The sequence below is a fragment of the Stenotrophomonas sp. GL_101 genome, assembly GCF_057835675.1.
In genome coordinates, this window is sequence record NZ_CM174432.1 from 3,944,240 (window position 1) to 3,965,291 (window position 21,052).

The 21,052-nt window shown below is 67.3% G+C and carries 21 protein-coding genes; 8 read left to right on the plus strand and 13 right to left on the minus strand.

The annotated features are described in order from the left end of the window. Nucleotides 1–2 precede the first annotated feature (2 nt). Together AC3IR9_RS17350 and AC3IR9_RS17355 are read right to left on the minus strand one after the other, a co-directional pair. Nucleotides 3–1,544, minus strand: coding sequence for an MFS transporter (locus tag AC3IR9_RS17350; RefSeq protein ID WP_489292270.1), 1,542 nt, complete (start codon nucleotides 1,542–1,544; stop codon nucleotides 3–5). Nucleotides 1,545–1,725: 181 nt separating this feature from the next. After that, on the minus strand, nucleotides 1,726–2,634 hold the full coding sequence (locus AC3IR9_RS17355) for a LysR family transcriptional regulator (RefSeq protein ID WP_489292271.1): 909 nt from the start codon (nucleotides 2,632–2,634) through the stop codon (nucleotides 1,726–1,728). Nucleotides 2,635–2,784: 150 nt separating this feature from the next. Between AC3IR9_RS17355 and AC3IR9_RS17360 the strand changes: the two genes are divergently transcribed. Further along, the gene (locus AC3IR9_RS17360) at nucleotides 2,785–3,231 is read left to right on the plus strand and encodes a universal stress protein (RefSeq protein ID WP_489292272.1); all 447 of its coding nucleotides are present in this window, start codon (nucleotides 2,785–2,787) and stop codon (nucleotides 3,229–3,231) included. A 95-nt stretch (nucleotides 3,232–3,326) separates the two neighbouring features. On the opposite strand, the gene AC3IR9_RS17365 is transcribed toward AC3IR9_RS17360, so the two are convergent. Continuing rightward, nucleotides 3,327–4,793, minus strand: coding sequence for a GGDEF domain-containing protein (locus AC3IR9_RS17365; RefSeq protein ID WP_489292274.1), 1,467 nt, complete (start codon nucleotides 4,791–4,793; stop codon nucleotides 3,327–3,329). A gap of 217 nt (nucleotides 4,794–5,010) precedes the next feature. On the opposite strand from AC3IR9_RS17365, the gene AC3IR9_RS17370 reads away from it, so the two are divergent. The 3 genes from AC3IR9_RS17370 to AC3IR9_RS17380 all read left to right on the plus strand — a co-directional run bounded on the left by AC3IR9_RS17370 (nucleotide 5,011) and on the right by AC3IR9_RS17380 (nucleotide 7,594). Then, complete coding sequence (locus tag AC3IR9_RS17370; protein ID WP_489292275.1) at nucleotides 5,011–5,979, plus strand: L,D-transpeptidase family protein; 969 nt, start codon at nucleotides 5,011–5,013, stop codon at nucleotides 5,977–5,979. A gap of 4 nt (nucleotides 5,980–5,983) precedes the next feature. Continuing rightward, a complete protein-coding gene (locus AC3IR9_RS17375; protein WP_489292277.1) occupies nucleotides 5,984–6,619 on the plus strand; it encodes a M23 family metallopeptidase in 636 nt (211 codons plus the stop codon). Between the two features lie 114 nt (nucleotides 6,620–6,733). Beyond that, the gene (locus tag AC3IR9_RS17380; protein WP_489292278.1) at nucleotides 6,734–7,594 is read left to right on the plus strand and encodes a PA4780 family RIO1-like protein kinase; all 861 of its coding nucleotides are present in this window, start codon (nucleotides 6,734–6,736) and stop codon (nucleotides 7,592–7,594) included. Between the two features lie 21 nt (nucleotides 7,595–7,615). On the opposite strand, the gene AC3IR9_RS17385 is transcribed toward AC3IR9_RS17380, so the two are convergent. The 5 genes from AC3IR9_RS17385 to AC3IR9_RS17405 all read right to left on the minus strand — a co-directional run bounded on the left by AC3IR9_RS17385 (nucleotide 7,616) and on the right by AC3IR9_RS17405 (nucleotide 10,689). Then, complete coding sequence (locus AC3IR9_RS17385; protein WP_489292279.1) at nucleotides 7,616–7,948, minus strand: hypothetical protein; 333 nt, start codon at nucleotides 7,946–7,948, stop codon at nucleotides 7,616–7,618. Between the two features lie 80 nt (nucleotides 7,949–8,028). Beyond that, nucleotides 8,029–8,862, minus strand: coding sequence for an S-formylglutathione hydrolase (gene fghA / locus AC3IR9_RS17390; protein WP_489292280.1), 834 nt, complete (start codon nucleotides 8,860–8,862; stop codon nucleotides 8,029–8,031). A gap of 10 nt (nucleotides 8,863–8,872) precedes the next feature. After that, nucleotides 8,873–9,241: a YqcC family protein gene (locus AC3IR9_RS17395; protein WP_489292282.1), complete on the minus strand. Its 369-nt coding sequence runs from the start codon at nucleotides 9,239–9,241 to the stop codon at nucleotides 8,873–8,875. A gap of 7 nt (nucleotides 9,242–9,248) precedes the next feature. Further along, on the minus strand, nucleotides 9,249–10,358 hold the full coding sequence (locus AC3IR9_RS17400; protein ID WP_489292284.1) for an S-(hydroxymethyl)glutathione dehydrogenase/class III alcohol dehydrogenase: 1,110 nt from the start codon (nucleotides 10,356–10,358) through the stop codon (nucleotides 9,249–9,251). 55 nt (nucleotides 10,359–10,413) lie between these two features. Continuing rightward, complete coding sequence (locus tag AC3IR9_RS17405) at nucleotides 10,414–10,689, minus strand: metal/formaldehyde-sensitive transcriptional repressor (RefSeq protein WP_489292285.1); 276 nt, start codon at nucleotides 10,687–10,689, stop codon at nucleotides 10,414–10,416. A 140-nt stretch (nucleotides 10,690–10,829) separates the two neighbouring features. Between AC3IR9_RS17405 and AC3IR9_RS17410 the strand changes: the two genes are divergently transcribed. Next, entirely contained in the window at nucleotides 10,830–11,945 is a 1,116-nt protein-coding gene (locus AC3IR9_RS17410) for an alpha/beta fold hydrolase (protein WP_489292286.1), read from the plus strand. Nucleotides 11,946–12,149: 204 nt separating this feature from the next. Here AC3IR9_RS17410 and AC3IR9_RS17415 read toward each other — a convergent pair whose 3' ends face one another. Next, nucleotides 12,150–13,058 (minus strand): LysR family transcriptional regulator, encoded by a 909-nt coding sequence (locus tag AC3IR9_RS17415; protein WP_489292287.1) that lies wholly within the window; start codon nucleotides 13,056–13,058, stop codon nucleotides 12,150–12,152. 124 nt (nucleotides 13,059–13,182) lie between these two features. On the opposite strand from AC3IR9_RS17415, the gene AC3IR9_RS17420 reads away from it, so the two are divergent. Further along, nucleotides 13,183–14,289 carry an alkene reductase gene (locus AC3IR9_RS17420; RefSeq protein WP_489292288.1) on the plus strand — a complete coding sequence of 369 codons (1,107 nt, stop codon included), beginning with the start codon at nucleotides 13,183–13,185 and terminating at the stop codon, nucleotides 14,287–14,289. A 16-nt stretch (nucleotides 14,290–14,305) separates the two neighbouring features. Here AC3IR9_RS17420 and AC3IR9_RS17425 read toward each other — a convergent pair whose 3' ends face one another. The 3 genes from AC3IR9_RS17425 to AC3IR9_RS17435 form a co-directional block, all read right to left on the minus strand. Continuing rightward, a complete protein-coding gene (locus AC3IR9_RS17425; protein ID WP_489292289.1) occupies nucleotides 14,306–15,091 on the minus strand; it encodes a hypothetical protein in 786 nt (261 codons plus the stop codon). A 68-nt stretch (nucleotides 15,092–15,159) separates the two neighbouring features. Then, the gene (locus AC3IR9_RS17430) at nucleotides 15,160–16,224 is read right to left on the minus strand and encodes a linear amide C-N hydrolase (RefSeq protein WP_489292291.1); all 1,065 of its coding nucleotides are present in this window, start codon (nucleotides 16,222–16,224) and stop codon (nucleotides 15,160–15,162) included. Nucleotides 16,225–16,315: 91 nt separating this feature from the next. Continuing rightward, nucleotides 16,316–17,206, minus strand: coding sequence for a LysR family transcriptional regulator (locus tag AC3IR9_RS17435; RefSeq protein ID WP_489292292.1), 891 nt, complete (start codon nucleotides 17,204–17,206; stop codon nucleotides 16,316–16,318). 107 nt (nucleotides 17,207–17,313) lie between these two features. Here AC3IR9_RS17435 and AC3IR9_RS17440 point away from each other — a divergent pair, with 107 nt between their 5' ends. Continuing rightward, nucleotides 17,314–18,366 carry an NAD(P)-dependent alcohol dehydrogenase gene (locus tag AC3IR9_RS17440; protein ID WP_489292294.1) on the plus strand — a complete coding sequence of 351 codons (1,053 nt, stop codon included), beginning with the start codon at nucleotides 17,314–17,316 and terminating at the stop codon, nucleotides 18,364–18,366. A 652-nt stretch (nucleotides 18,367–19,018) separates the two neighbouring features. Continuing rightward, the gene (locus AC3IR9_RS17445; protein ID WP_489292296.1) at nucleotides 19,019–19,351 is read left to right on the plus strand and encodes an EmrE family multidrug efflux SMR transporter; all 333 of its coding nucleotides are present in this window, start codon (nucleotides 19,019–19,021) and stop codon (nucleotides 19,349–19,351) included. Nucleotides 19,352–19,468: 117 nt separating this feature from the next. On the opposite strand, the gene AC3IR9_RS17450 is transcribed toward AC3IR9_RS17445, so the two are convergent. Then, a complete protein-coding gene (locus AC3IR9_RS17450) occupies nucleotides 19,469–20,833 on the minus strand; it encodes a glutamate--cysteine ligase (protein ID WP_489292297.1) in 1,365 nt (454 codons plus the stop codon). Nucleotides 20,834–21,052 lie beyond the last annotated feature (219 nt).

Here is a 21,052-nt window from a genome sequence, read left to right on the forward strand (position 1 = left end):
ATTCAGGCCACGGCGCGTGGCGGGAAGATGCGGCCGGGCAGCCACGGAATCAGCGCGATCAGGGCGATCGCGACCACGGCTACCCACAGGTAGAGATCAGCAGAGGTGAGCGCCACCGTCTGCGCATGCAGGCGCGCACCCAGCGATGGCGTGGCGCCGGCATCCAGCCACGGCGCGTTGCCGAGGCGGTCGACCAGCACGGTGGAGTGGAAGTGGCTGCGCACGGTGGTGGCGGCCTCCAGCAGCCCGCCGGCCAGCACCGCCGAGAAGCCCTTGACGGTGTTGAACCACGCCGACGCGTACGGGCCGTCGGCCGGGGACAGACTGCCGGTGGCCAGCAGCAGCAGCGGCAGCACTGCCATCGGCTGGGCGATGATCTGCACCACCTGCAACAGCACGAAGTTGTCGCGGTTCCACTCGGTGGTGAGCTGCGCGCCGAGCCAGCAGGCCAATGCCAGCAGTGCCAGGCCGATGGCCTGGACCCAGCGGCAATCCACCCGCCGCTGGTTGAGCAGGGTGGCCACCAACGGCAACGCCAGCAGCTGCGGAAGGGCCACCCACAGCAGCAGCGGCGCGGTCTGCAGGGGGCGATAGCCCTGCACCTTGGCCAGGAAGCTGGAGGGAATCAACACCACCGCCAGCAGCACGAACAGCACCCCGGCGAGGGTGACCAGCGCATAGGTGAGGTTGCGGTTGGCCAACAACTGCAGCTTGAAGAACGGCAGCGGATGCGACCATTCGTTGTAGAGGAACAGCACCAGCAGCCCGCCACCGCCGCCCAGCAGCATGCACACCAACGGCGAGGCGAACCAGTCCAGGCGCGGGCCCTGCACCAACCCGATCACCAGCATCACCAGGGCCGGGAAACCCAGCGCCAGCCCGAGCCCGTTGAACTGGGCGAAGCGCTCCAGCCGCAACGGGTCCTGCGGCAGGCCCCAGCCCACCATCGCAATGGCGGCCAGGCACCACGGCACGATCTGCCAGAACGCCCACTGCCACCCCACGTAGTCCACCCACACCGCGGCCATCGGCGTGCCCAGGCTGGGGCCGAAGGTGGCGGTGAGTGCATAGCCGGCCAAGCCGTACAGCTTGATGCCCGGCGGCAGGAAGCGCAGCGCCACGCTCATCAGCAGCGGCGGCAGCGCACCGCCGGCCAGCCCCTGCAGCGCGCGCAGGATCAGCAGCGAAGACAGATCCGGCGCCAACGGGCACAGCACGCCGAGCAGCATGAACGCAGCGATCATGCACATCGCGAACCGACGCAGCGAGAAGGTCACCGCACACCACGGCGCGAAGGCCATCGCACTGACCGACATCGCGGTGTACAGCGCGACGATCCAGCTGCCGTCGTCGACGCTGATGCCCATCGCCCCGCGGATGTCGGCCAGCGCGACCTTGGTGACGTTTTCGTTGATGCCCGAGATCAGCACCGCCAGCAGCACACCGCACAATCCAACCGCCAGGCGGGTGCCGAACACCGCCTGCGGCGGGCTTGCCATCGGTGGGCTGGCAAGCGCAGGCGCGGGGGCGGCCAGCGCGGTCATCGTGCACCGCCGGCGGGGGCACGGTGCACGGAAAACAACAGGGACATGGAATCCACTCCACGACAGGGAGCGGCAGTCTATTCAGCGCCGGTGCTGCGAAAAATGGCCTTCCGCCCACGCCTGGCGTGCGCCTGGCGCACGCCCCGACACGCAGCGCACGGCCGGTCTAAACACCGGCAGCTCAGGCAAATCCAGACTCGGCGTCGCACATCGCCTTGATGCTGCGGCGCAGCCAGCGATGCGCCAGATCGCTGTCCAGGCGCGGATGCCATGCCTGTACGACAATCACGCTGCGCACCGGGATGGGCACCTCGAACAACCGCAGCGGCACGCCCAGGCGTTCCAGCCGGCCCAGCATCACGCTCGGCATCATCGGCAGGATCAGGTCCGAATCGGCGGCGGCGAAGATCGCCGAGTGGAAGGTCGGCATGATCTGCGCCACCCGCCGTTGCAGGCCGAGCTCGGCCAGATCTTCGTCGATCGGCCCGTGCGGCAGCCCGCGGCGCGAGACCGTGATGTGGTCGTAGGACGCGAAGCGCTCGGCGGTGATGTCCTCGTCGAAGATCGGGTGGTCCTGCCGCGCGGCGCCGAAGAAGGAGGTGCTGAACAGGTTCTGCACCTTGGTATCGGCGCCGTGCTTGCCGGCGGTACCGATATGCAGGTCGATGCGACCCTGCTGCATCGCATCGTCGTCGCCTTCGCCTTCAGGCACGAAGCGCAGCACCGCACGCGGTGCCTGCGCCCGGAACAGCTCGCGCATGCGGCCACCGAAACTACCGACGAACACGTCGTTGGCGCGGATGCTGAAGGTGCGCTCGAGGGTCATCATGTCGACCTCGCGCCCGGCGTTGAACACCAGGTGCGCCTGCTCGATCACCTCGCGGACCTGCTCGCGCAACTGCAGCGCGCGCAGGGTGGGGGCCAGCCCGCGCCCGGAACGGACCAGCACCGGGTCGCCCACCGCCTCGCGGATCCGCCCCAGGGTACGGCTCATGGCCGGCGCACTCAGGTTCATGCGCCGCGCGGCGCCCACCACGCTGCCCTCTTCAATCAGCACATCCAGGGCAAGCAGCAGATTCAGGTCAGGCATGGCAAGGGCAGCATGGGGAGGAGTGTCAGTCACTTTACGGCATGCCATCACTGCCATTGCTGCGTTCAACGCACTCCATACCTGCGGCGCACGGCATGGGCCCGCGCCATGCGTTGCGCGACGATCCTGCTCCCCCCTGCGAGATCGCCCATGTTCAAGCACATCCTCGTCGCGCTCGACGGTGGCCCCCAGCATGACCAGGTGCTGGCGCTGGCCGGGTCGCTGGGCACGCCGCACACCCGCTTGCACCTGGTATGCGTGCTGGACCCCTCCTATGCCCTGGCCGATGACGCCCCGCGCAGTGACCACACCGAGTACCGGGCCGCCGATGACCAGCGCCGCCAGGCCCGTCAACTGCTCGACCAGGCGCTGGACGCACTGCGCGAGCGCGGGCTGGACGGCGTGGCCAGCCACCCGGCCGGCGACCCGGCCCACGTGCTGTGCGACTACGCACGCCAGCACGGTTGCGATCTGATTGTCATCGGCCACCGGCATCTTTCCCGGGTGGAGCGGCTGTTCGACCGCTCCGTCGGCCAATGGACCATCGACCACGCCCCCTGCCCGGTGCTGGTCGAGGTCCGCGACGCAGGTCCCTGATCCTGCACAGGCCTGCGCCCTGTCCGCTCGTTCGCCCACCTGCGCCCGCTACCGCCCGATCGGGCGGCGCTACACTCCCGCCGGACAGCGCCTGATCAGCCCGCCGAGGTTGCCCGTGCCGCCCTGCTCTGCTGGGTTTCCGCTACACCCTCCACGACCTGGTTGCGGCCCCGGTGCTTGGCCGCATACAGCGCCGCGTCGGTAGCGGCCAGCAGGCTGGCCGGGTCGGATGTCAGGGTATCGTCCACCCGTGCCATGCCGATGCTGACCGTTACCACCGCCGGCGTCGACGGATCGCTGGACGGCAGCCGCAGGCCTTCGACCGCATGGCGCATGGTTTCAGCCAATGCCATCACCCCCTCGCGCGAGGACGACGGCACCACCACCGCGAACTCCTCGCCGCCGTAACGCGCCACCACATCGGTCCCGCGGGTGGCGCAGCCGGCCAGTGCGCGCGCCACCGACTGCAGGCACAGGTCGCCCAGCGGATGGCCGAAGCGGTCGTTGAAGTCCTTGAAGTGGTCGATGTCCACCATCAGCAGCGCCAGGCCATGGCCATTGCGCCGCGAGCGGCTCCATTCGGCCTGCAATGCCTGGTCGAACTGGCGGCGGTTGGCCAGCCCGGTCAGGCCGTCGATGCGCGCCAGCACGTCCAGCTGGTCCTGGCGTTCCAGCGAGCGCACCTGCATCACCACGCTGCGCAGGCCGGCGCCGATCGTCGCCAGCGCGAACCCGGCGACGGCCAGGTGGGGATGGTCATGCACCATCAACCCCGACACCACCAGCAACGCCGCCGGCAGGATCAACGGGCTGCCCGCGCGCACCGCCAACGCCAGCCGGCGTGGCGTATGTGGCATGGCCGCCTCGGTTGCCGGCCGCAGCGCCAGCACCGCCACCACCAGGAACGGCACCGTGATGATCAGGTCGATCCAGCCACCGTATCGGGCATCGTCGGCGCGATGGTTGATGTAGCCGGCCATGGCCAGGTACAGCCAGGCGAACAGCGCCAGCGTGCGGAAGAACGCCCGCCGCGCACCATCCTCGCTGGCGACGAAGCGCAGCAGTGCGAACACCGCAATGAACAGGTTCTCGATATCGAACATCCGCCGCAGGCTGTCGATCCCCTGCTCGCCGGCATCGGTAAGCGTGGCGAAAGAAAACGTGTAGACGAAGAACAGGTACCCCAGCACCAGCGCCAACGCGCCATCGATGGCCACCAGGTACCACGGCTCATGTCGCGGGTGCGCCATCGCGAAGGTCAGCGGCACCCCGTACAGCACGTACAACAGCATGCTGATGCCGGGCGTGGCGTCCACATTGCCCAAGCCGATTTCCTGGTACATGTTGACCGCCATGCCGCCGGCCCACAGCACCATGCCCACGGCAAAGGCGATCCAGCCGGCCCGTGCCTGGCTATGCCCACTGCGCCACAGGCAGGCCGACGCCGCCAGCAGCGGGGCGATCATCAGGAACGAAAAGGACACGGCCACGCCCTGGCCGGGCAGCAGTGCCAGGGCCAGTCCATGGCAGAGCACGTATAACGCAGCCCAACGAATGGCCATACGCCCCCGGCAACGATGCGGTGTATTCAGACCATAGCGCTTTTCGCCGCGCACGCCGAAGACGAATGTGATGCGCTTCACAGCTTACGCACGACGTTGCCGCTGCAGGTGGCAATCGCCGGTGGCCGACCCGCCGCTCAGCCGCGCGTCAGCCTTTTCACGGTCACTGCGCATGGCGCTGCGGCATGGTGAAAGCGACCCCGGAATGGAGCCCCTGATGCCGCTGCGCCTGCACGCCACCGCCCACCTGATCGTCCTTGCCCTGGCCAGCGCCCCGCCAGCGATGGCGCAATCCCCTGCGGGCCTGCCCCAGCCGATCGACGAGACCCCCGCCGGCCTCGCCACCGGCGCCCGCTCGGACCTGCATGCGCAGGTGTTGCTGGACCGCGCGCACTTTTCGCCCGGGCAGATCGATGGCCTGCCAGGCTCCAACCAGAGGCGCGCCGTGGCCGGCTTCCAGGCCGCGCACGGGTTGAAGGGCACCGGCGAACTGGATGCGCCCACCTGGCAGGCGCTGCAGCCCGATACCACCGCGCCGCTGGCGCGCTACACGCTGACCGCCGAAGACGTGGCCGGCCCGTTCCAGCCGGTCCCCCAAAAGCCCGCCGACCAGGCCAAACGCACCACGCTCGGCTACGGCAGCGTGGACGAAGCCCTTGGCGAGCGCTTCCATGCGTCGCCTGCGCTGCTGCGCGCGCTCAACCCCGGCGTCGACCTGGGTAAGGCCGGCACTGCCATCCAGGTGCCCAACATCGCACCGGCGGCGCTGCCCAAGGCGGCCAGGCTGGTAATCGATAAATCCGAGTCGACGCTGCGCCTGTACGACGCACAGGGCAAGGTCTACGCGCAGGTGCCGGTGTCCTCGGGCAGCCGGCATGACCCGCTGCCGATCGGCCAGTGGAAGATCCTCGGCGTCTCGCGCGACCCGACCTTCCACTACAACCCCCGGCTGTTCTGGGATGCCCGGTCCGGCGATGCCAAGGCGACCCTGCCGCCGGGGCCGAACAACCCGGTGGGCCGGATCTGGATCGACCTGTCCAAACCGCACTACGGCCTGCACGGAACGCCCGAACCGGGGCACGTGGGCAAGACCGAATCGCACGGCTGCGTGCGCATGACCAACTGGGATGCGCTGCAGGTCGCCGAGGCGGTGGATGCCTCGGTGCCCGTGGTGATGCAGGAGTGATCCGATGACGCTGCCCAGGCTGTTGGCGTTGGGACTGGCCATCGGGGTGGCCGCCGGAGGCTGGCTGGGATCGCGCCCACCCGCCCCGGCCGGCGCCACCTCGCCCGCTGCGGTTGCCGCCAGCACGGCGGTGCCTGCGCCAGCGCTCGCCGCACCGGCAGGCACCGCACCGCCCGCCACCGCGGCCAGCCCCCCCGGCAGCGCCCTGCTGCTGCCGGTGCAGGGCATTACCCCCGCGCAGCTGCAGGACACCTTCACCGATGCCCGCAGCGAGGGCCGCGTGCACGATGCCATCGACATCCTCGCCCGCGCCGGCCCCCCCGTGCTGGCAGTGGCCGACGGCACCATCGAGAAGCTGTTCGACAGCGCGCGCGGCGGCCTCACCGTCTACCAGTTCGAGCCCGGCGGCCGCTACTGCTACTACTACGCGCACCTGCAGCGCTATGCCGACGGCCTGGCCGAGCAGCAGACCGTCACCCGCGGCCAGGTCATCGGCTACGTCGGCAGCACCGGCAACGCCAGCCCGGAGGCCCCGCACCTGCACTTTGAAATCCACCGGCTGGGCCCGGAAAAACAGTGGTGGAAGGGCCAATCGCTCAATCCTTACCCGCTCCTGCGCGGTGACCGACCACTGCCCTGACCGCCTGCCTGAACCCTTTCAGCCAAACGTCGATGGCCGACCCGTCCCGAAGATGCGAAAATCGCGGCCCCTTTCAGGTTGGCCCATTGGCGCCGGCCGCATCCGCGAGATTCCGTGAAAACCCCCCAAGGCCTGCAGGCGCTGATCGACGACGGCGTGATCGATGAAGTGTTGCGCCCGCTCAAGAGCGGCAAGGAAGCCGCTGTGTACGTGGTACGCAGCGGCGATGACGTGCGGTGCGCCAAGGTCTACAAGGACATGGCCCAGCGCAGCTTCCAGCAGCGCGTGCAGTACCAGGAAGGCCGCAAGGTGCGCGGCAGCCGCGAGGCGCGTGCGGTGGGCAAGGCCAGCAAGTACGGCCGCAAGCAGCAGGAAACGGCCTGGAAGAACACCGAGGTCGATGCGCTGTACCAGCTGCGCGATGCCGGCGTGCGCGTGCCCGAGCCGTATGGCTACTACCACGGCGTGCTGGTGATGGAACTGGTCACCGATGCCGATGGCTTCTCCGCCGCCCGCCTGGGCGAGGTCGAGCTGGAACCGGACCAGGCCCGCCAGTTCCACCAGGTGCTGGTCCGCCAGGTGGTGCGCATGCTGTGCTGCGGGCTGATCCACGGCGATCTGTCGCCGTACAACGTGCTGGTCGGTCCGGAAGGCCCGGTGGTGATCGACTTCCCGCAGGTGGTCAGCGCCGGCGGCAACAACGCCGCACGCAGCATGCTGCTGCGCGATGTCAACAACCTCACCGCCTACCTGGGCCGTTATGCCCCGGAACTGCTGGACACCTGGTACGGCGAGGAGATGTGGGCCATCTTCGAGGCCGGCGACCTGCTGCCGGACAGCGAACTGACCGGCATCTTCGTGCATGACGCTTCCACCATCGACCTGGACAGCGTGCGCCACGCCATCAACGATGCGCGCGAAGAAGCGTTGATCCGCCAGCAGGGGCGTGAGGCGGCGGAAGAAGACGAGGATTGAGGACTCGCGGCACGGCGGCGCTCAGCCGCCGTGGTTGAACCGCCACGCCGCCACGGCGATGCCGGCGGCCAGTGCCAGTCCGATCGCAACGCCGAAGCGCAGCCGGAAGGGAATCGGCACGCCGCCCAGCTGCCGCTCCATCTGCCGCGTATCCAGCAACCAGCCGTGCCCGCATTGCGGACACGCCAGCTGGTAGCGCTTGGCGTAGACCATGCCGAACAGCAGGTCGAACTCGGCGTAACGGTACTTCAGCTGCGGCTCGAAGGCGGTGACCTCCTCGCAGCGGGGGCAGTGCCGGTCTTCCACCGGCCCCACCACCACGATGCGTTCGCCCTGGCCGATCATGAACATCATGGGGACACGTCCTTGTGCACGGGATGGCGGCCGGCAATGTAGCCGAACCGGTCCGCCGCGGCCAGTGTGGAATCGGACCGTTACCGGCCGTTCAATGCCTTGGCGTGGTGGGCAATGTGCTCGCCGATGAAGCTGCTGATGAAGTAGTAGCTGTGGTCGTAGCCGGGCTGCAGGCGCAGTTGCAGCGGGTGGCCGGCAGCGGTACACGCGGCCTGCAGCCATTGCGGCTGCAGCTGGGTGTCGAGGAATTCATCGCCGCCGCCCTGGTCCACCAGCAACGGCAGCTTTTCGGTTGCCACGGCCACCAGTTCGCTGGCATCCCATGTCGCCCAGCTCGCGCGGTCTTCGCCCAGGTAGGCGCTGAAGGCTTTCTGCCCCCACGGCACCCGGGTCGGCGCGACGATCGGCGAGAAAGCCGACACGCTGCGGTAGCGGCCCGGGTTCTTCAACGCGATCACCAGCGCGCCGTGCCCGCCCATCGAATGGCCGCTGATGCTGCGCGCATCGGTGGCCGGCAGGTGCGCCTCGATCAGCGCCGGCAGTTCGTCCACGAGGTAGTCGTACATGCGGTAGTGCGCCGCCCACGGCTGCTCGGTGGCGTTGAGGTAGAAGCCCGCGCCCTTGCCCAGGTCGTAGCCGTCGGAATCGGCGACATCATCGCCGCGCGGGCTGGTGTCCGGCGCGACCAGGATCACCCCGTGCTCGGCGGCATAGCGCTGCGCGCCGGCCTTGGTGATGAAGTTCTGTTCGGTGCAGGTCAGCCCGCTCAGCCAGTACAGCACCGGCAGTTTCTGCGTGGCGGCCTGCGGTGGCAGGTACACGGCCACCTTCATGACGCAGTTCAGTACCTGCGAAGTGTGCTGGTACACGTCCTGCCAACCGCCGCAGGCGGCGCGATGTTCAATACGTTCCATGGAGAGTCCCTCAGGGGCGGCCGCGCGCAGGCGCGCCGCCGGTGTTGATGTCGTGGTCCAGCTGCGCGAGCAGGTGCAGCAACGGCGCGCAGTCCTCCTGCCCATCCAGGTTGCGACACGCGGCCACGGCCACGTCGCTGCGGGGCGGCCAGCGCCCATCGCGGCGCGCCTCCTGCAGGCGCGGCAGGAATACCTGCACCAGCCAATGCTCGAACGGCATCTCGTCGATACCGAACGGCGAATCGACATGACGCGGTGCGCCGACCGGGCCCTGCAACCAGCCCAGATCGCGCAGTGCCTGCTCGATCTGGTCGACCAGCGTGTCACGTACCGTCGGTGCTGGCGCGCTGCGTTGCCTCCAGAAGTCGGTCAGGCCCATGTGCGGCTCAGTAATGCACGACCGAGCGGATCGACTTGCCTTCGTGCATCAGCTCGAACGCGTCGTTGATCTGCTCCAGGTCCATGGTGTGGGTGACAAACGGCGCCAGCTCGATCTCGCCCTTCATCGCATCCTCGACCATGCCCGGCAGCTGGCTGCGGCCCTTGACGCCGCCGAACGCGGTGCCCTTCCACGAACGTCCGGTGACCAGCTGGAACGGACGGGTGGAGATTTCCTGGCCCGAACCGGCCACGCCGATGATCACCGACTGACCCCAGCCACGGTGTGCGCATTCCAGCGCCGCACGCATCACGTTGACGTTGCCGATGCACTCGAAGGTGTGGTCCACGCCCCAGGTGGTCATCTCCACGATCACCTGCTGGATCGGCTTGTCATGGTCCTTCGGGTTGACGCAGTCGGTGGCGCCGAACTGCCTGGCCAGGTCGAACTTGGACGGATTGGTATCGATGGCGAAGATGCGCCCCGCCTTGGCCTGGCGCGCGCCCTGGATCACGGCCAGGCCGATCCCGCCCAGACCGAACACGGCCACGCTGTCGCCCTCCTGCACCTTGGCGGTGTTGTGCACCGCGCCGATGCCGGTGGTCACGCCGCAGCCGAGCAGGCACACGTGTTCCGGGTTCGCTTCCGGATGGATCTTGGCCAGCGAGACCTCGGCCACGACCGTGTACTCGCTGAAGGTCGAGCAGCCCATGTAGTGGTAGATCGGCTCGCCGTTGTAGCTGAAGCGGGTGGTGCCATCGGGCATCACGCCCTTGCCCTGGGTGGCACGCACGGCCACGCACAGGTTGGTCTTGCCGCTGGTGCAGAACAGGCACTCGCCACACTCGGCGGTGTACAGCGGGATCACATGGTCGCCCGGCTTGACGCTGGTGACGCCCTCGCCCACTTCCACCACGATGCCCGCGCCTTCATGGCCAAGCACCGCCGGAAACAGGCCTTCGGGATCATCCCCGGACAGGGTGAACGCATCGGTATGACACACCCCGGTATGGGTGATGCGCACCAGCACTTCGCCCTTCTGCGGCGGGGCAACGTCGATCTCGACGATCTTCAACGGTTCGCCAGCGGCGAAAGCAACAGCGGCACGGGATTTCATCGGGAATACTCCAAGGCAAGCAACAAGACGGGACTGCGCGCGGTCACCCGCACGCTTATTTCAGGTAAGAACGAATCAGCGCGCTCATGTCGCGCACGCGCTCGGCGCGCTGCACCTCGGACTGCGCCGGCTGGCCGAATTCTTCGCGCAGGTGGGCTTCCATCACTTCGGACATCAGCCCGTTGACGGCGCCCCGGATCGCCGCGATCTGCTGCAGCACCGGGCCGCAGTCGGCCCCTGCTTCCAGCGCCCGGTCCAGCGCATCGCACTGGCCACGGATACGGCGCACGCGGGCCAGGACCTTCTTCTTTTCCTGCGGGGAATGAGGCATGCCAACACCACCAGGGAACTATACTGGGGGTGAGTATACATGCGGCCTTGAAGCCGGTCCAACATGCACTGGTCGGCCCGCAAGGGGCGTGACACACTCGGCTCCCGTTACCGGCTCCCCGGCAAAGGATGCTGATGCTGATGCAGTCACTTGTTTCCGGCCTGCTGGCCATCACCCTTGCTGCGCTGTCTGCAACGGCCGTGGCCGCACCCGCCCCTCACAACCGCAGCGAAGCGATCGGCATTCTTGCCGACATGCGCCGGGTGGTCGCCGACAACGGCATCGAGCGGCTGGAGAAGGTGCACATCGGTGGCATCGACCAATGGATATCCATTCGCGGCAATGACCGCCGCAATCCGGTGCTGCTGATGCTGCATGGCGGGCCGGGCTGGGTGTCGATGCCGACCAGCTGGTACTTCCAGCGGGGCTGGGAAGAGTATTTCACCGTGGTGCAATGGGACCAGCGCGGCGCAGGCAAGACCTATGTCGCCAACGATCCGGCGCGCGTGGCACCGACCATGACCCGCGAGCAGATGGTGGCCGATGCCGAAGCCATGGTGGCCTGGCTGCGCAGGGAACTGGGCAAGGACAAGATCTTCGTACTGGGCCACTCGTGGGGCAGCTACCTGGGTGTTGAGCTGGCCCAGCGCCGTCCGCAATGGCTGCATGCCTATATCGGAATGGGGCAGGTAACCAACGCGCCGGAGAGCGAACGCCGCGGTTGGTCATGGACTCTGCAGCAGGCGCGGCGGGAAGGAAACGCACAGGCCATCGCCGACCTGGAAGCGCTCGCCCCGTATGCGCAGGGCAACGCACCGCTTGCGCTGGACAGCCTGTTCAAGCAGCGCCGGTGGTTGAACCATTACGGCGGCATGGTGCACAACCGCCGCGGGGGCGATGCCGAAGCGGCCGCGATCGCGCTGTCCCCGGAGTACACCGACCAGGACGTGGCCGGCATCTGGAAGGGCAACGATTTCTCGACGAAACACCTGCTTGCCGAAGTACTGACGCTGGACATGTCGACGGTCCGCAGGCTGGACACCCCATTGTTCCTGTTCCTGGGCCGGCATGACCACAACGTCTCCTCGGCACTGGCCGCGGAGTGGTTCGCCACGGTGGAAGCGCCACGCAAGGAGCTGGTCTGGTTCGAGCAGTCCGCGCACGAGGTCATGAACGAAGAACCCGGCAAGACCCTGCTGATGCTGGTGCAGAAGGTGCGCCCGATCGCCGAGCGCGCAGGCGACGCCGCGCCCTGACTGCACACACGCCTTCGCTGTTCCGCCCTACCACCACCAACGAGTCCATCGACCTGGCCACCACGCGCATGGCCACCCGGCAAGCGCATATCCCGGGTCGAATCGTGTGGATGCTGCCCTGTTTGCGATGCAACGCAGCCTATGACGCCGCCGGGCACCGCCTCCCGGTAGCGCAGCAGGCATCGGTTGCGCCCTGTGCGGTACTCAGTCGAATGCACCGGCATCGGCCAACCGCGACAGCGCATCCACCACATAGCGCACTTTCGGCCGCAGGTGCCGGGTCTGCGGCCACAGCGCATGGATCTCCACGTGCTGCTGCATGCAGTGCTCCAACACCGGTTGCAGGGTGCCCGCGTCGAGGTGGCGCTGGACCAGAAAGCCGGGCATCTGGCAGATGCCCAGCCCGGCGATGGCCGCTTCGATCACCGCATCGCCATCGCTCATCTGATGGGTGCCACTGGGAATGAACGGTGCATGCTCGCCCGCCAGGCCGATCCGCCATGCCACCGGCTGCCCATGGCGAAAGCCGACGATGCTGCGGTGCGCGGCGAGTTCCTCGACCGTGCGCGGCGTGCCGTGCGCCCGCAGGTAGCCGGGCGCGGCGCAGGTGATCAGGCGTTGGCGGCCGAGCCGCCGCGCTACCAGGTGCTGGGCCAGGTCCAGGCCACCGAAGCGGATCAGCAGGTCGATGCCTTCCTCGACCGGATCCACGAAGTGGTCGGTGAAGGTCATGGTGAGCTGCAGCTCGGGATGTTCGCTGCAGATCCGCAGCAGTATCGGCAGCACGACATGCCGCCCGAACGACGACGGCATGTCGATGCGCAGCCGCCCGGCCGGCAGGTGCGAGGCCGAGCCCAGGCACGCCTCGGCCGAGGCGATTTCCTCCAGTGCCGCCGAACACGACGCGAAGTAGGCCTGGCCGTCGGCGGTCAACGTGATGCGCCGGGTGGTGCGGTGGAACAAGCGCACCCCCAGGCGTTGCTCCAGCCGCGCGATCGCCTTGCCCACCGCCGAGCGCGACAGCCCCAGCGTCTCGGCCGCCTCGGTGAACGTGGCCGAGCGCGCCGTGGTGACGAAGGTGACCAGGCCGTTCAAGGATTCCACTGGCAGCATGTCCGTACTCCATTGGGGACAAATGTTCCCGCTTGAGGGGAAATTGAACGGCTTTATGTGCTTCCCGGTCAACCCTATCTTGAACGGGTCGCGCCACTGGCGCCCTGCCCCCACGAGTATCCCGATGACTGACCTGTCCCTCTTCCGCCCCTACGACCTGGCCGGCACACCGCTGCGCAACCGCATCGCGATGGCGCCCATGACCCGCGCTCGCAACCCCGGCAACGTGGCCAACGCGCTCACCGCGCAGTACTACCGCCAGCGTGCCAGCGCCGGGCTGATCATCAGCGAGGGCACGCCCGTGTCGGCGCAGGGCCAGGGCTACATCGACGTGCCGGGCATGTGGTCGGCCGAGCAGGTGCAGGGCTGGCAGCAGGTGACGGCAGCGGTGCACGCCGAAGGCGGCGCCATCTTCGCCCAGCTCTGGCACGTCGGCCGCATGTCGCACGCCTCGCTGCAGCCCGGCGGCGGCCAGCCGGTCAGCGCCGGCGCGCGCGCGGTGGCGAGCGATCCGAAGAACACCGCGTTCGTGTATCACGCCGATGGCAGCCGCGGCCATGCCGACCCGACCCCGCCACGCGCGTTGGCCACCGACGAAGTGCCGGGCATCATCGGCGACTTCGCCAACGCCGCCAGCAACGCGATCGCGGCCGGTTTCGACGGTATCGAACTGCACGCAGCCAATGGTTATCTGTTCGAGCAGTTCCTCAACCCGGTCACCAACGACCGCAGCGACGTCTACGGCGGCACGCTGCAGAACCGCGCCCGCCTGATCCTGGACACCGTGGACGCGATGACCGCGCGGATCGGCGCGCACCGCATCGGTGTACGGCTGGCGCCGAACAACGTGCAGTTCGACATGCCCGAATACCCCGGCAACGAAGCGGCCTACCTGTACCTGGCGCAGGAACTGGGCACGCGTGGATTGGCCTACGTGCACCTCAACGACAACCATGCCCGTGGCGTGTCGGCGCTGTCCGAGGCGTTCCTGGCGACCTTCAAGCGCGCCTACGGCGGCACGGTGATCCTGGCCGGCAGCCTGACCCGTGCGCGCGCACTGCAACTGGTCGACGCGGGCATCATCGACCTGGCCGCGTTCGGCCAGCCGTTCATTGCCAACCCCGATCTTGTGGCGCGGCTGGAGCAGGACGTGGCCTTGGCGGTACCTGAGCGCGCGACTTACTACGGGGGTGGCGTGGCGGGATACACCGATTACCCGGCAAGCGCGTAACACCTGCGCGCTGGACTCAAGGCAACCCCGCCGCGTGCGCCGCACCGAAGCGATAGGTCAGGCCGAGCATGGGCCCGGACAAGGCCAGGTCCAGGCGTTTGCCCTGCGCGCGGTAGTCCACCGCCAGATGGCGGTACCCCATCGACACATGGATGTTGGCGCTGGCCTGGTAGTTGGCCAGCGCCAGCACCTGCCAGGTGGCATCGGAGCCCACGCCGAAACCGCCCACATCCACATACACCAGGCTGCTCCAGCGCGGCGCGAGGGTCTGGCGCCAGCGCACGGCCGCGATCGGATCCACGAAGGTGGTGTCCGAGCGTGCCGATACCCACCCGGGCACGTTCACCGCCGCGTTGATGTCCCAGTAGCGCAGGCCAGCCATCAGATCCAGGCCGCTGCGCTCGTCGGCGGCCCAGGCGTAGCCGGCCAGCAGCGTGGCCGAGGTCTGCCGCACCGTCACTTTCGCGGCCACACCCACCGGCAATGGCACCGCATCGGAGCTGGCCGCGTGGCTGATATCGGTGTGCAGCACCAGCGCGCCACGGCGCGCGGTACCAGTGATGAAGGCGGCAGCGTCGAGCGTGTCCAGCAGCTCGGAGAAGGACTTGTCCACGTCCACCCGGGGTGCGCTCCGATGCGGGCGCACCTCGCCTTCCATGCCACTCATCCACACATAGGGCGTGGCCTGGAATCGCCAGCGGTCGGCAGCGGCAGTGTCGTTGGCGTAGGCCAATGGCGTTGTGCAACATACAGGCAGCAGCATCGCCAGCGCGATGCGCGCCGGTCGGATGAGTACGGTCATACAGCCTCCGGTAAAGCATGCCCGGCGAACCGGGCATGCAGGGATCGCAATGCGGCGCAGCGCGGTGGTTATACGCCCAGGAAGCGGAACGCCTTGGCATCCTTGAACTGTGCGTTGGCCTCGCCGGCGTAGATGGTGCGCTGGTGCGGCCCCAGATCCAGCCGTTTCACCTTGCCGGTGCGCTCGCTGAAGTCGATCTTCTTCAGGTCCACCCAGAACACATTGGTGCTGAGTGCCGATTCAAAGTAATAGCGCTTGCGGGCGTGGTCGGACACCGTGCGCCAGCGCGTGGAAGCGATGTTGGGCTGATCGGGCGTGGATATGCCATAGGGAACCGACACATTGCGGATCACCCCGAACACGCTGGCCGTGGATTCCACCGGGTCGCTGGATTTGGGGATGGCCTCCACATAGAACGCCGCGCGCGCGAAACGGTCGGCGGCGCGGTTGGTACCCGGCAGCATCACGGTGCCGCCGATCTCCCGCCAGTAGCTCTCCAGCGCCAGCTGTTCCTCGAAGACCGGGGAGTTGGTCATCACCGTGTAGTTGCGGCTGTGGTGGATGACCTGCTTGCCCTTGATGTACTCGATGATGACGCTGTCGCCACTGGCATCGGACAGCGACAGGTGCAGCGTGGCCAGGCGCTGTTCGCCCGGCGGCGCATCGGTGACAAGGGTGAACGGCTCGTCGGCCAATGCCTTGACGGCCTCGTCCACGCTGGCGAAGTTGTCGAGCATGTACTGCGTCCAGGCCGAAATGCTCAGGCCCGGCTTGCCACTGTTGCGTTCGGGATACTCCGATTCGGCCAGCCACAGCAGGTTGGCGACAAGACCCGCCTCGTTCATGCCATCGGTGGTGGCGATGTCATACGCGCTGGTAATCACGCTGCCATGGCGCGAGGTCCACGTCAGCGAACCCGGACCGGCTTCGCCCGTGCGCTGCATGCCGCGCGGGAATATCCACAGATGGCTGCCGGTATCGATTTTGTAATCCATCGAACGCCCGGTGAAAACATCCGCGCCGGCACCGTGATAAACGAATCGGGTGCAGGCATCTGCCGCGGGCTGTACGGCCAATACCCCCAGTGAAACCAGTGCACCGGTCACAAAACACGACAATCCATTCGCCTTCATGAGTAACTGCTCCTTGGCTTGGAAGATTGCATGACGCAATCCACCCCAGCCTAACAATTATTCAGCGTCGATAGTGCTGCAGGCCTGCCACTCAACACGGTTCGCGCAGCATGTCCACGAACGCCCGCAGCGCCGAGGACATCTGCCGCTGGCGCGGGTAATACAGCACGAAACCTGGGAACGGCGGGCTCCAGTCTTCCAGCACCGCCACCAGCCGGCCATCGTCGAGGTACGGCCGCGCGGAATCTTCCAATACATACGCAAGCCCGAGTCCGTCGACCACGGCTTGCAGGATGGTGTTCTGGTCGCCGAGGGTGAGGCGCCCCGGCACATCGATTTCCAACGCCTGGCCATCGCGTTCGAACTGCCACTTGTACAGATGGCCGCTGGCGAAGCGGAAACGCACGCATTCGTGGCGGATCAGGTCGCGCGGATGCAGCGGTATCTCGCGCCCCTGCAGATATGCCGGTGCGCCGACGATCAATCCACGCAACGGCGGGCCCAGTGCAACCGCCACCATGTCCTCGGGGACCGACTCGTGCAGGCGCACGCCGGCGTCGTAGCCGCCTCCGACGATGTCGACCAGGCCATCATCCTGCGCCAGTTCCAGGCGCACGTCGGGATGGGCCAGCAGGAAGCGCGCCAGGCGTGGGCCGAGCTGGGTATGCACGGCGGCGCGGGTGGCGTTGATCCGCAGCAGGCCGGCCGGCGCGGCGCGGAAGTGGTTCATTTCCTCCAGCGCGTCATGCACCTGGCCGAGCGCGGGTTGCAGACGCTCCAGCAGGCGCTGGCCGGCTTCGGTGAGGGCTACGCTGCGGGTGGTGCGGTGAAACAGGCCCACCCCCAACCGCTCTTCCAGCGCGCGGATCGCATAGCTCACCGCCGAGGTCGACAACGCCAGTTCGGCGCCGGCCCGGCGGAAGCTGCGATGGCGGGCCACCGCGGCGAACGCGGCCAGGTGGGTGAGGTTATCGGTGGCCATGATTATCCCGTTTCACTTGATGAATCATGCCGATATCCTGACTGTCTGTGCACGGGAACCGGGCGTATTGTAAAGCGCCTTTCTACAAAACCTGCCAAGGATCCCTCATGTCCCTCGCCCATGGTTATGCCGTCCACGACCAGACCGCGCCCCTGGTGCCGTTCGCCTTCGAGCGCCGCGCAGTCGGCCCGGACGACGTCCGCATCCAGATCCTGTACAGCGGCATCTGCCACTCCGACCTGCACCAGGCGCGGGATGACTGGGGCGGCGCGATCTTCCCGATGGTGCCGGGCCACGAAATCATCGGCCGGGTCACCGAAGTCGGCGCCAATGTCACCCGCTTCAAGGTCGGCGACCACGCCGGCGTGGGCTGCATGGTCGATTCCTGCCGCCATTGCGATGCCTGCGAACACGACCTGGAGCAGTACTGCGCCGAGGGCGCAAGCTGGACCTACAACGGCCGCGAACGCGGCACCGGCGCCCCCACCTACGGCGGCTATTCGGACCACGTGGTGACCGAACAGCGCTTCGTGGTGAAGGTGGCCGAGACGCTCGACCTGAAGGCCGCCGCGCCGCTGCTGTGCGCCGGCATCACCACCTACTCGCCGCTGCGTCACTGGAAGGTCGGCCCCGGCCAGAAGGTCGGTGTGATCGGGCTGGGCGGGCTCGGCCACATGGGCGTGAAGTTCGCCAAGGCGATGGGCGCCACCGTGGTGATGATCACCACCACGCCGGAAAAGGGCGCCGACGCCAAGCGCCTGGGCGCCGATGAGGTGCTGGTGTCGCGCGATCCTGCGCAGATGAAGGCCCACGCCGGCAGTTTCGACTTCCTGCTCAACACGATTCCGGTCGGCCACGACACCAACCCGTACATGGGCCTGCTCAAGCGCGAAGCGACCATGTGCCTGGTCGGCGTGCTGACCGAGCTGGACCCGCCGTTGACCGGCGCCAGCGTGATCTTCGGCCGCAAGCACCTCACCGGTTCGGCGATCGGCGGCATGGCCGAAACCCAGGAAATGATGGACTTCTGTGCCGAACACAACATCGTCAGCGACGTGGAAGTGATCGATGCCAGCACCATCAATGAAGCCTGGGAGCGCATGGCCCGCAATGACGTGCGCTACCGCTTCGTGATCGACATGGCCACGCTCAAGGCCTGATCCCCGCGTTGACGCTGACCGGAGAACGCCCCGGTCATGCGGTAATGCGGTTCACTCAAGAAAAGCGCCGCGATCCCCTTCGGAATCGCGGCGTTTTTCGTTGCTTCCGCTCCCCTTTATGGGAAAAAGCACAACGCGCGTTTGGGTTCGGGTATCTGGCCAGGCAAGGGTGGCTGAGTTCGCGCGGCAAGTTGATCGAGACCAGCGTCACCACCAACGGTGGTGACCTACCTACGCAAGGGCATCGGTGCCCGCGTATCGAGAATGCCGGCGGCCCATGGCAGACAACGGCATCGGCACCCGCGTGTCGGGAACCATGGCAGCCCACGGCAAACATCGGAGTGCGCCTGCGCCTGTGCGTCCCGCAAGCCGAGCCCCTTGGCGGCCGGCAGGTCCTTGGCAAAATAAAGGAGGAGGCCGTCGCCACAGGCGTCGGCCGGGGGACATTTGCACAAGGGCCTGCCGACCGCCAAGGGGCCCGGACGCTCGCGCCATAACCATCCGAAGACACACATCCGCAACGGCGGCGGGCGCAAGCTGGTGGCGTGCGCACAGGCGTGCTGAACGCGATCTGCGCGCGGGCCGCTGCGCACCTTCGGCACCCCAGCGTGCGAACGTAGAATGCGCGCATCGTCCAAACGGAGCGCACACGATGAATGTCTATCTGCTGTTGGGCCTTGCGATCGTGTTTGAAGTGATCGCCACCAGCCTGCTCAAAGCCTCCGAAGGCTTCACCCGGTTGTGGCCATCGATCGGCACCGTGGTCGGCTATGCCGCCGCGTTCTATCTCCTGGCGATGACCCTGAAAACCATTCCCACCGGCGTCGCCTATGCGATCTGGTCCGGCGTGGGCATCGTACTGATCTCGGTGATCGGCTGGGTGGTGTTCAAGCAGAAACTGGATGCGCCCGCGCTGATCGGCATGGGCCTGATCGTGGCCGGCGTGCTGGTGATCAACCTCTTTTCGCAGAGCAGCGCGCATTGAGGCAATGCGTACCGACCAACGGTCGGTACCTACCGGGCGATGAACACCTACCGGGCGATGAATACCTACCGGTGGGTGGGCAGGTGACGACCGTTGGTCGTCACCGTTACCGCGGGATCAATACGCGAACTGTTTGAACACCGGGTCGATGTCGCCGTTCCATTCGCCATGGAACAGCGCCAGCTTGCGATCGGCCGGGGTCAGCCCCGAATCCACGATCTCCTGCAGCACCTCCAGGAACTTGCTTTCGTCCTGGCCATCGGCATTGCGCGCCGCGCGGCGCTTGAGACCGGCCACGGCGATCTTCAGGGCTTCGCGCGACAGATCCAGCACGGTGCCGTTGCGGAACGGCAGCTTCAGCCCATGCCGCGGCACCCCATCGCGCAGGACGTTGCGCTCGACCAGGCTGAAATCGCGGACCAGGTCCCAAGCCGCATCCAGTGCCGCATCGTCGTACAACAGCCCCACCCAGAACGCCGGCAACGCGCACAGGCGGCTCCACGGGCCGGCATCGGCACCGCGCATTTCCAGGTACTTCTTCAACCGCACTTCGGGGAACGCGGTGGTCATGTGATCGGACCAGTCCGCCTGCGTGGGCAACTGGCCCGGCAACGCCGGCAGCTTGCCCTGCATGAAGTCGCGGAAGCTCTGCCCGCTGGCATCGTGGTACACGCCGTTGCGGTAGGAGAAATACATCGGCACATCCAGCAGATAGTCCACGTAACGCTCGTAGCCGAAGCCGTCTTCAAACACGAAGTCGAGCATCCCGGTACGGTCGTTGTCGGTGTCGGTCCAGATGTGCGAGCGGTAGCTCTGGTAGCCGTTGGGCGTGCCTTCGGTGAACGGCGAATCGGCGAACAGCGCCGTGGCGATCGGCTGCAGCGCCAGCGACACCCGGAACTTCTTCACCATGTCCGCTTCGGTGCCGTAGTCCAGGTTGACCTGCACCGTGCAGGTGCGGGTCATCATGTCCAGGCCCAGCGTGCCCACCTTGGGCATGTACTCGCGCATGATCTTGTAGCGGCCCTTGGGCATCCACGGCATTTCATCGCGCGCCCACTTGGGCTGGAAGCCCATGCCCAGGAAGCCCAGCTGCAGCTCACCAGCCACCTGCGCCACTTCATTGAGATGGGTGCCGGTTTCCACGCAGGTCTGGTGGATGGTTTCCAGCGCCGCGCCGGACAGTTCCAGCTGGCCGGCCGGCTCCAGGGTTACCGAGGCGTTGTCGCGCAGCAGCGCGATGGTGCGGCCGCCTTCCTGCACCGGTGCCCAGCCGAAGCGGGTCAGGCCGGTGAGCAGGGCTTCAATGCCGCGGTCGCCGTCGAAGGCGGGCGCACGCAGGTCGTCCAGGCGGAAGCCGAACTTCTCGTGCTCGGTGCCGATGCGCCACTGCGCCTTGGGCTTTTCGCCGGAGGCCAACGTGGCGACCAGTTCGTTGCGGTCGGTGATCGGCGTCTGCGCGACGTGGCTGGGGCTCGACAAGGGAGAGGCTCGCAGGATTCTGGTCAGGACGGGGATGTGGGGCTGGGACCCCGGCATCGCAAGGGCGCACTATATCGTGGCGCCCCCCACCGTCGTGTCACCGTGACGGTTTTCAGCATCCTACTGGTACCGGCTTGACGCTGGCACGGCACCAGCGGTCCACGCGGTGCGACTGGCAGTGCGGCTGCGAGTCATTCCACCGTCGCTCGCCGACCCACC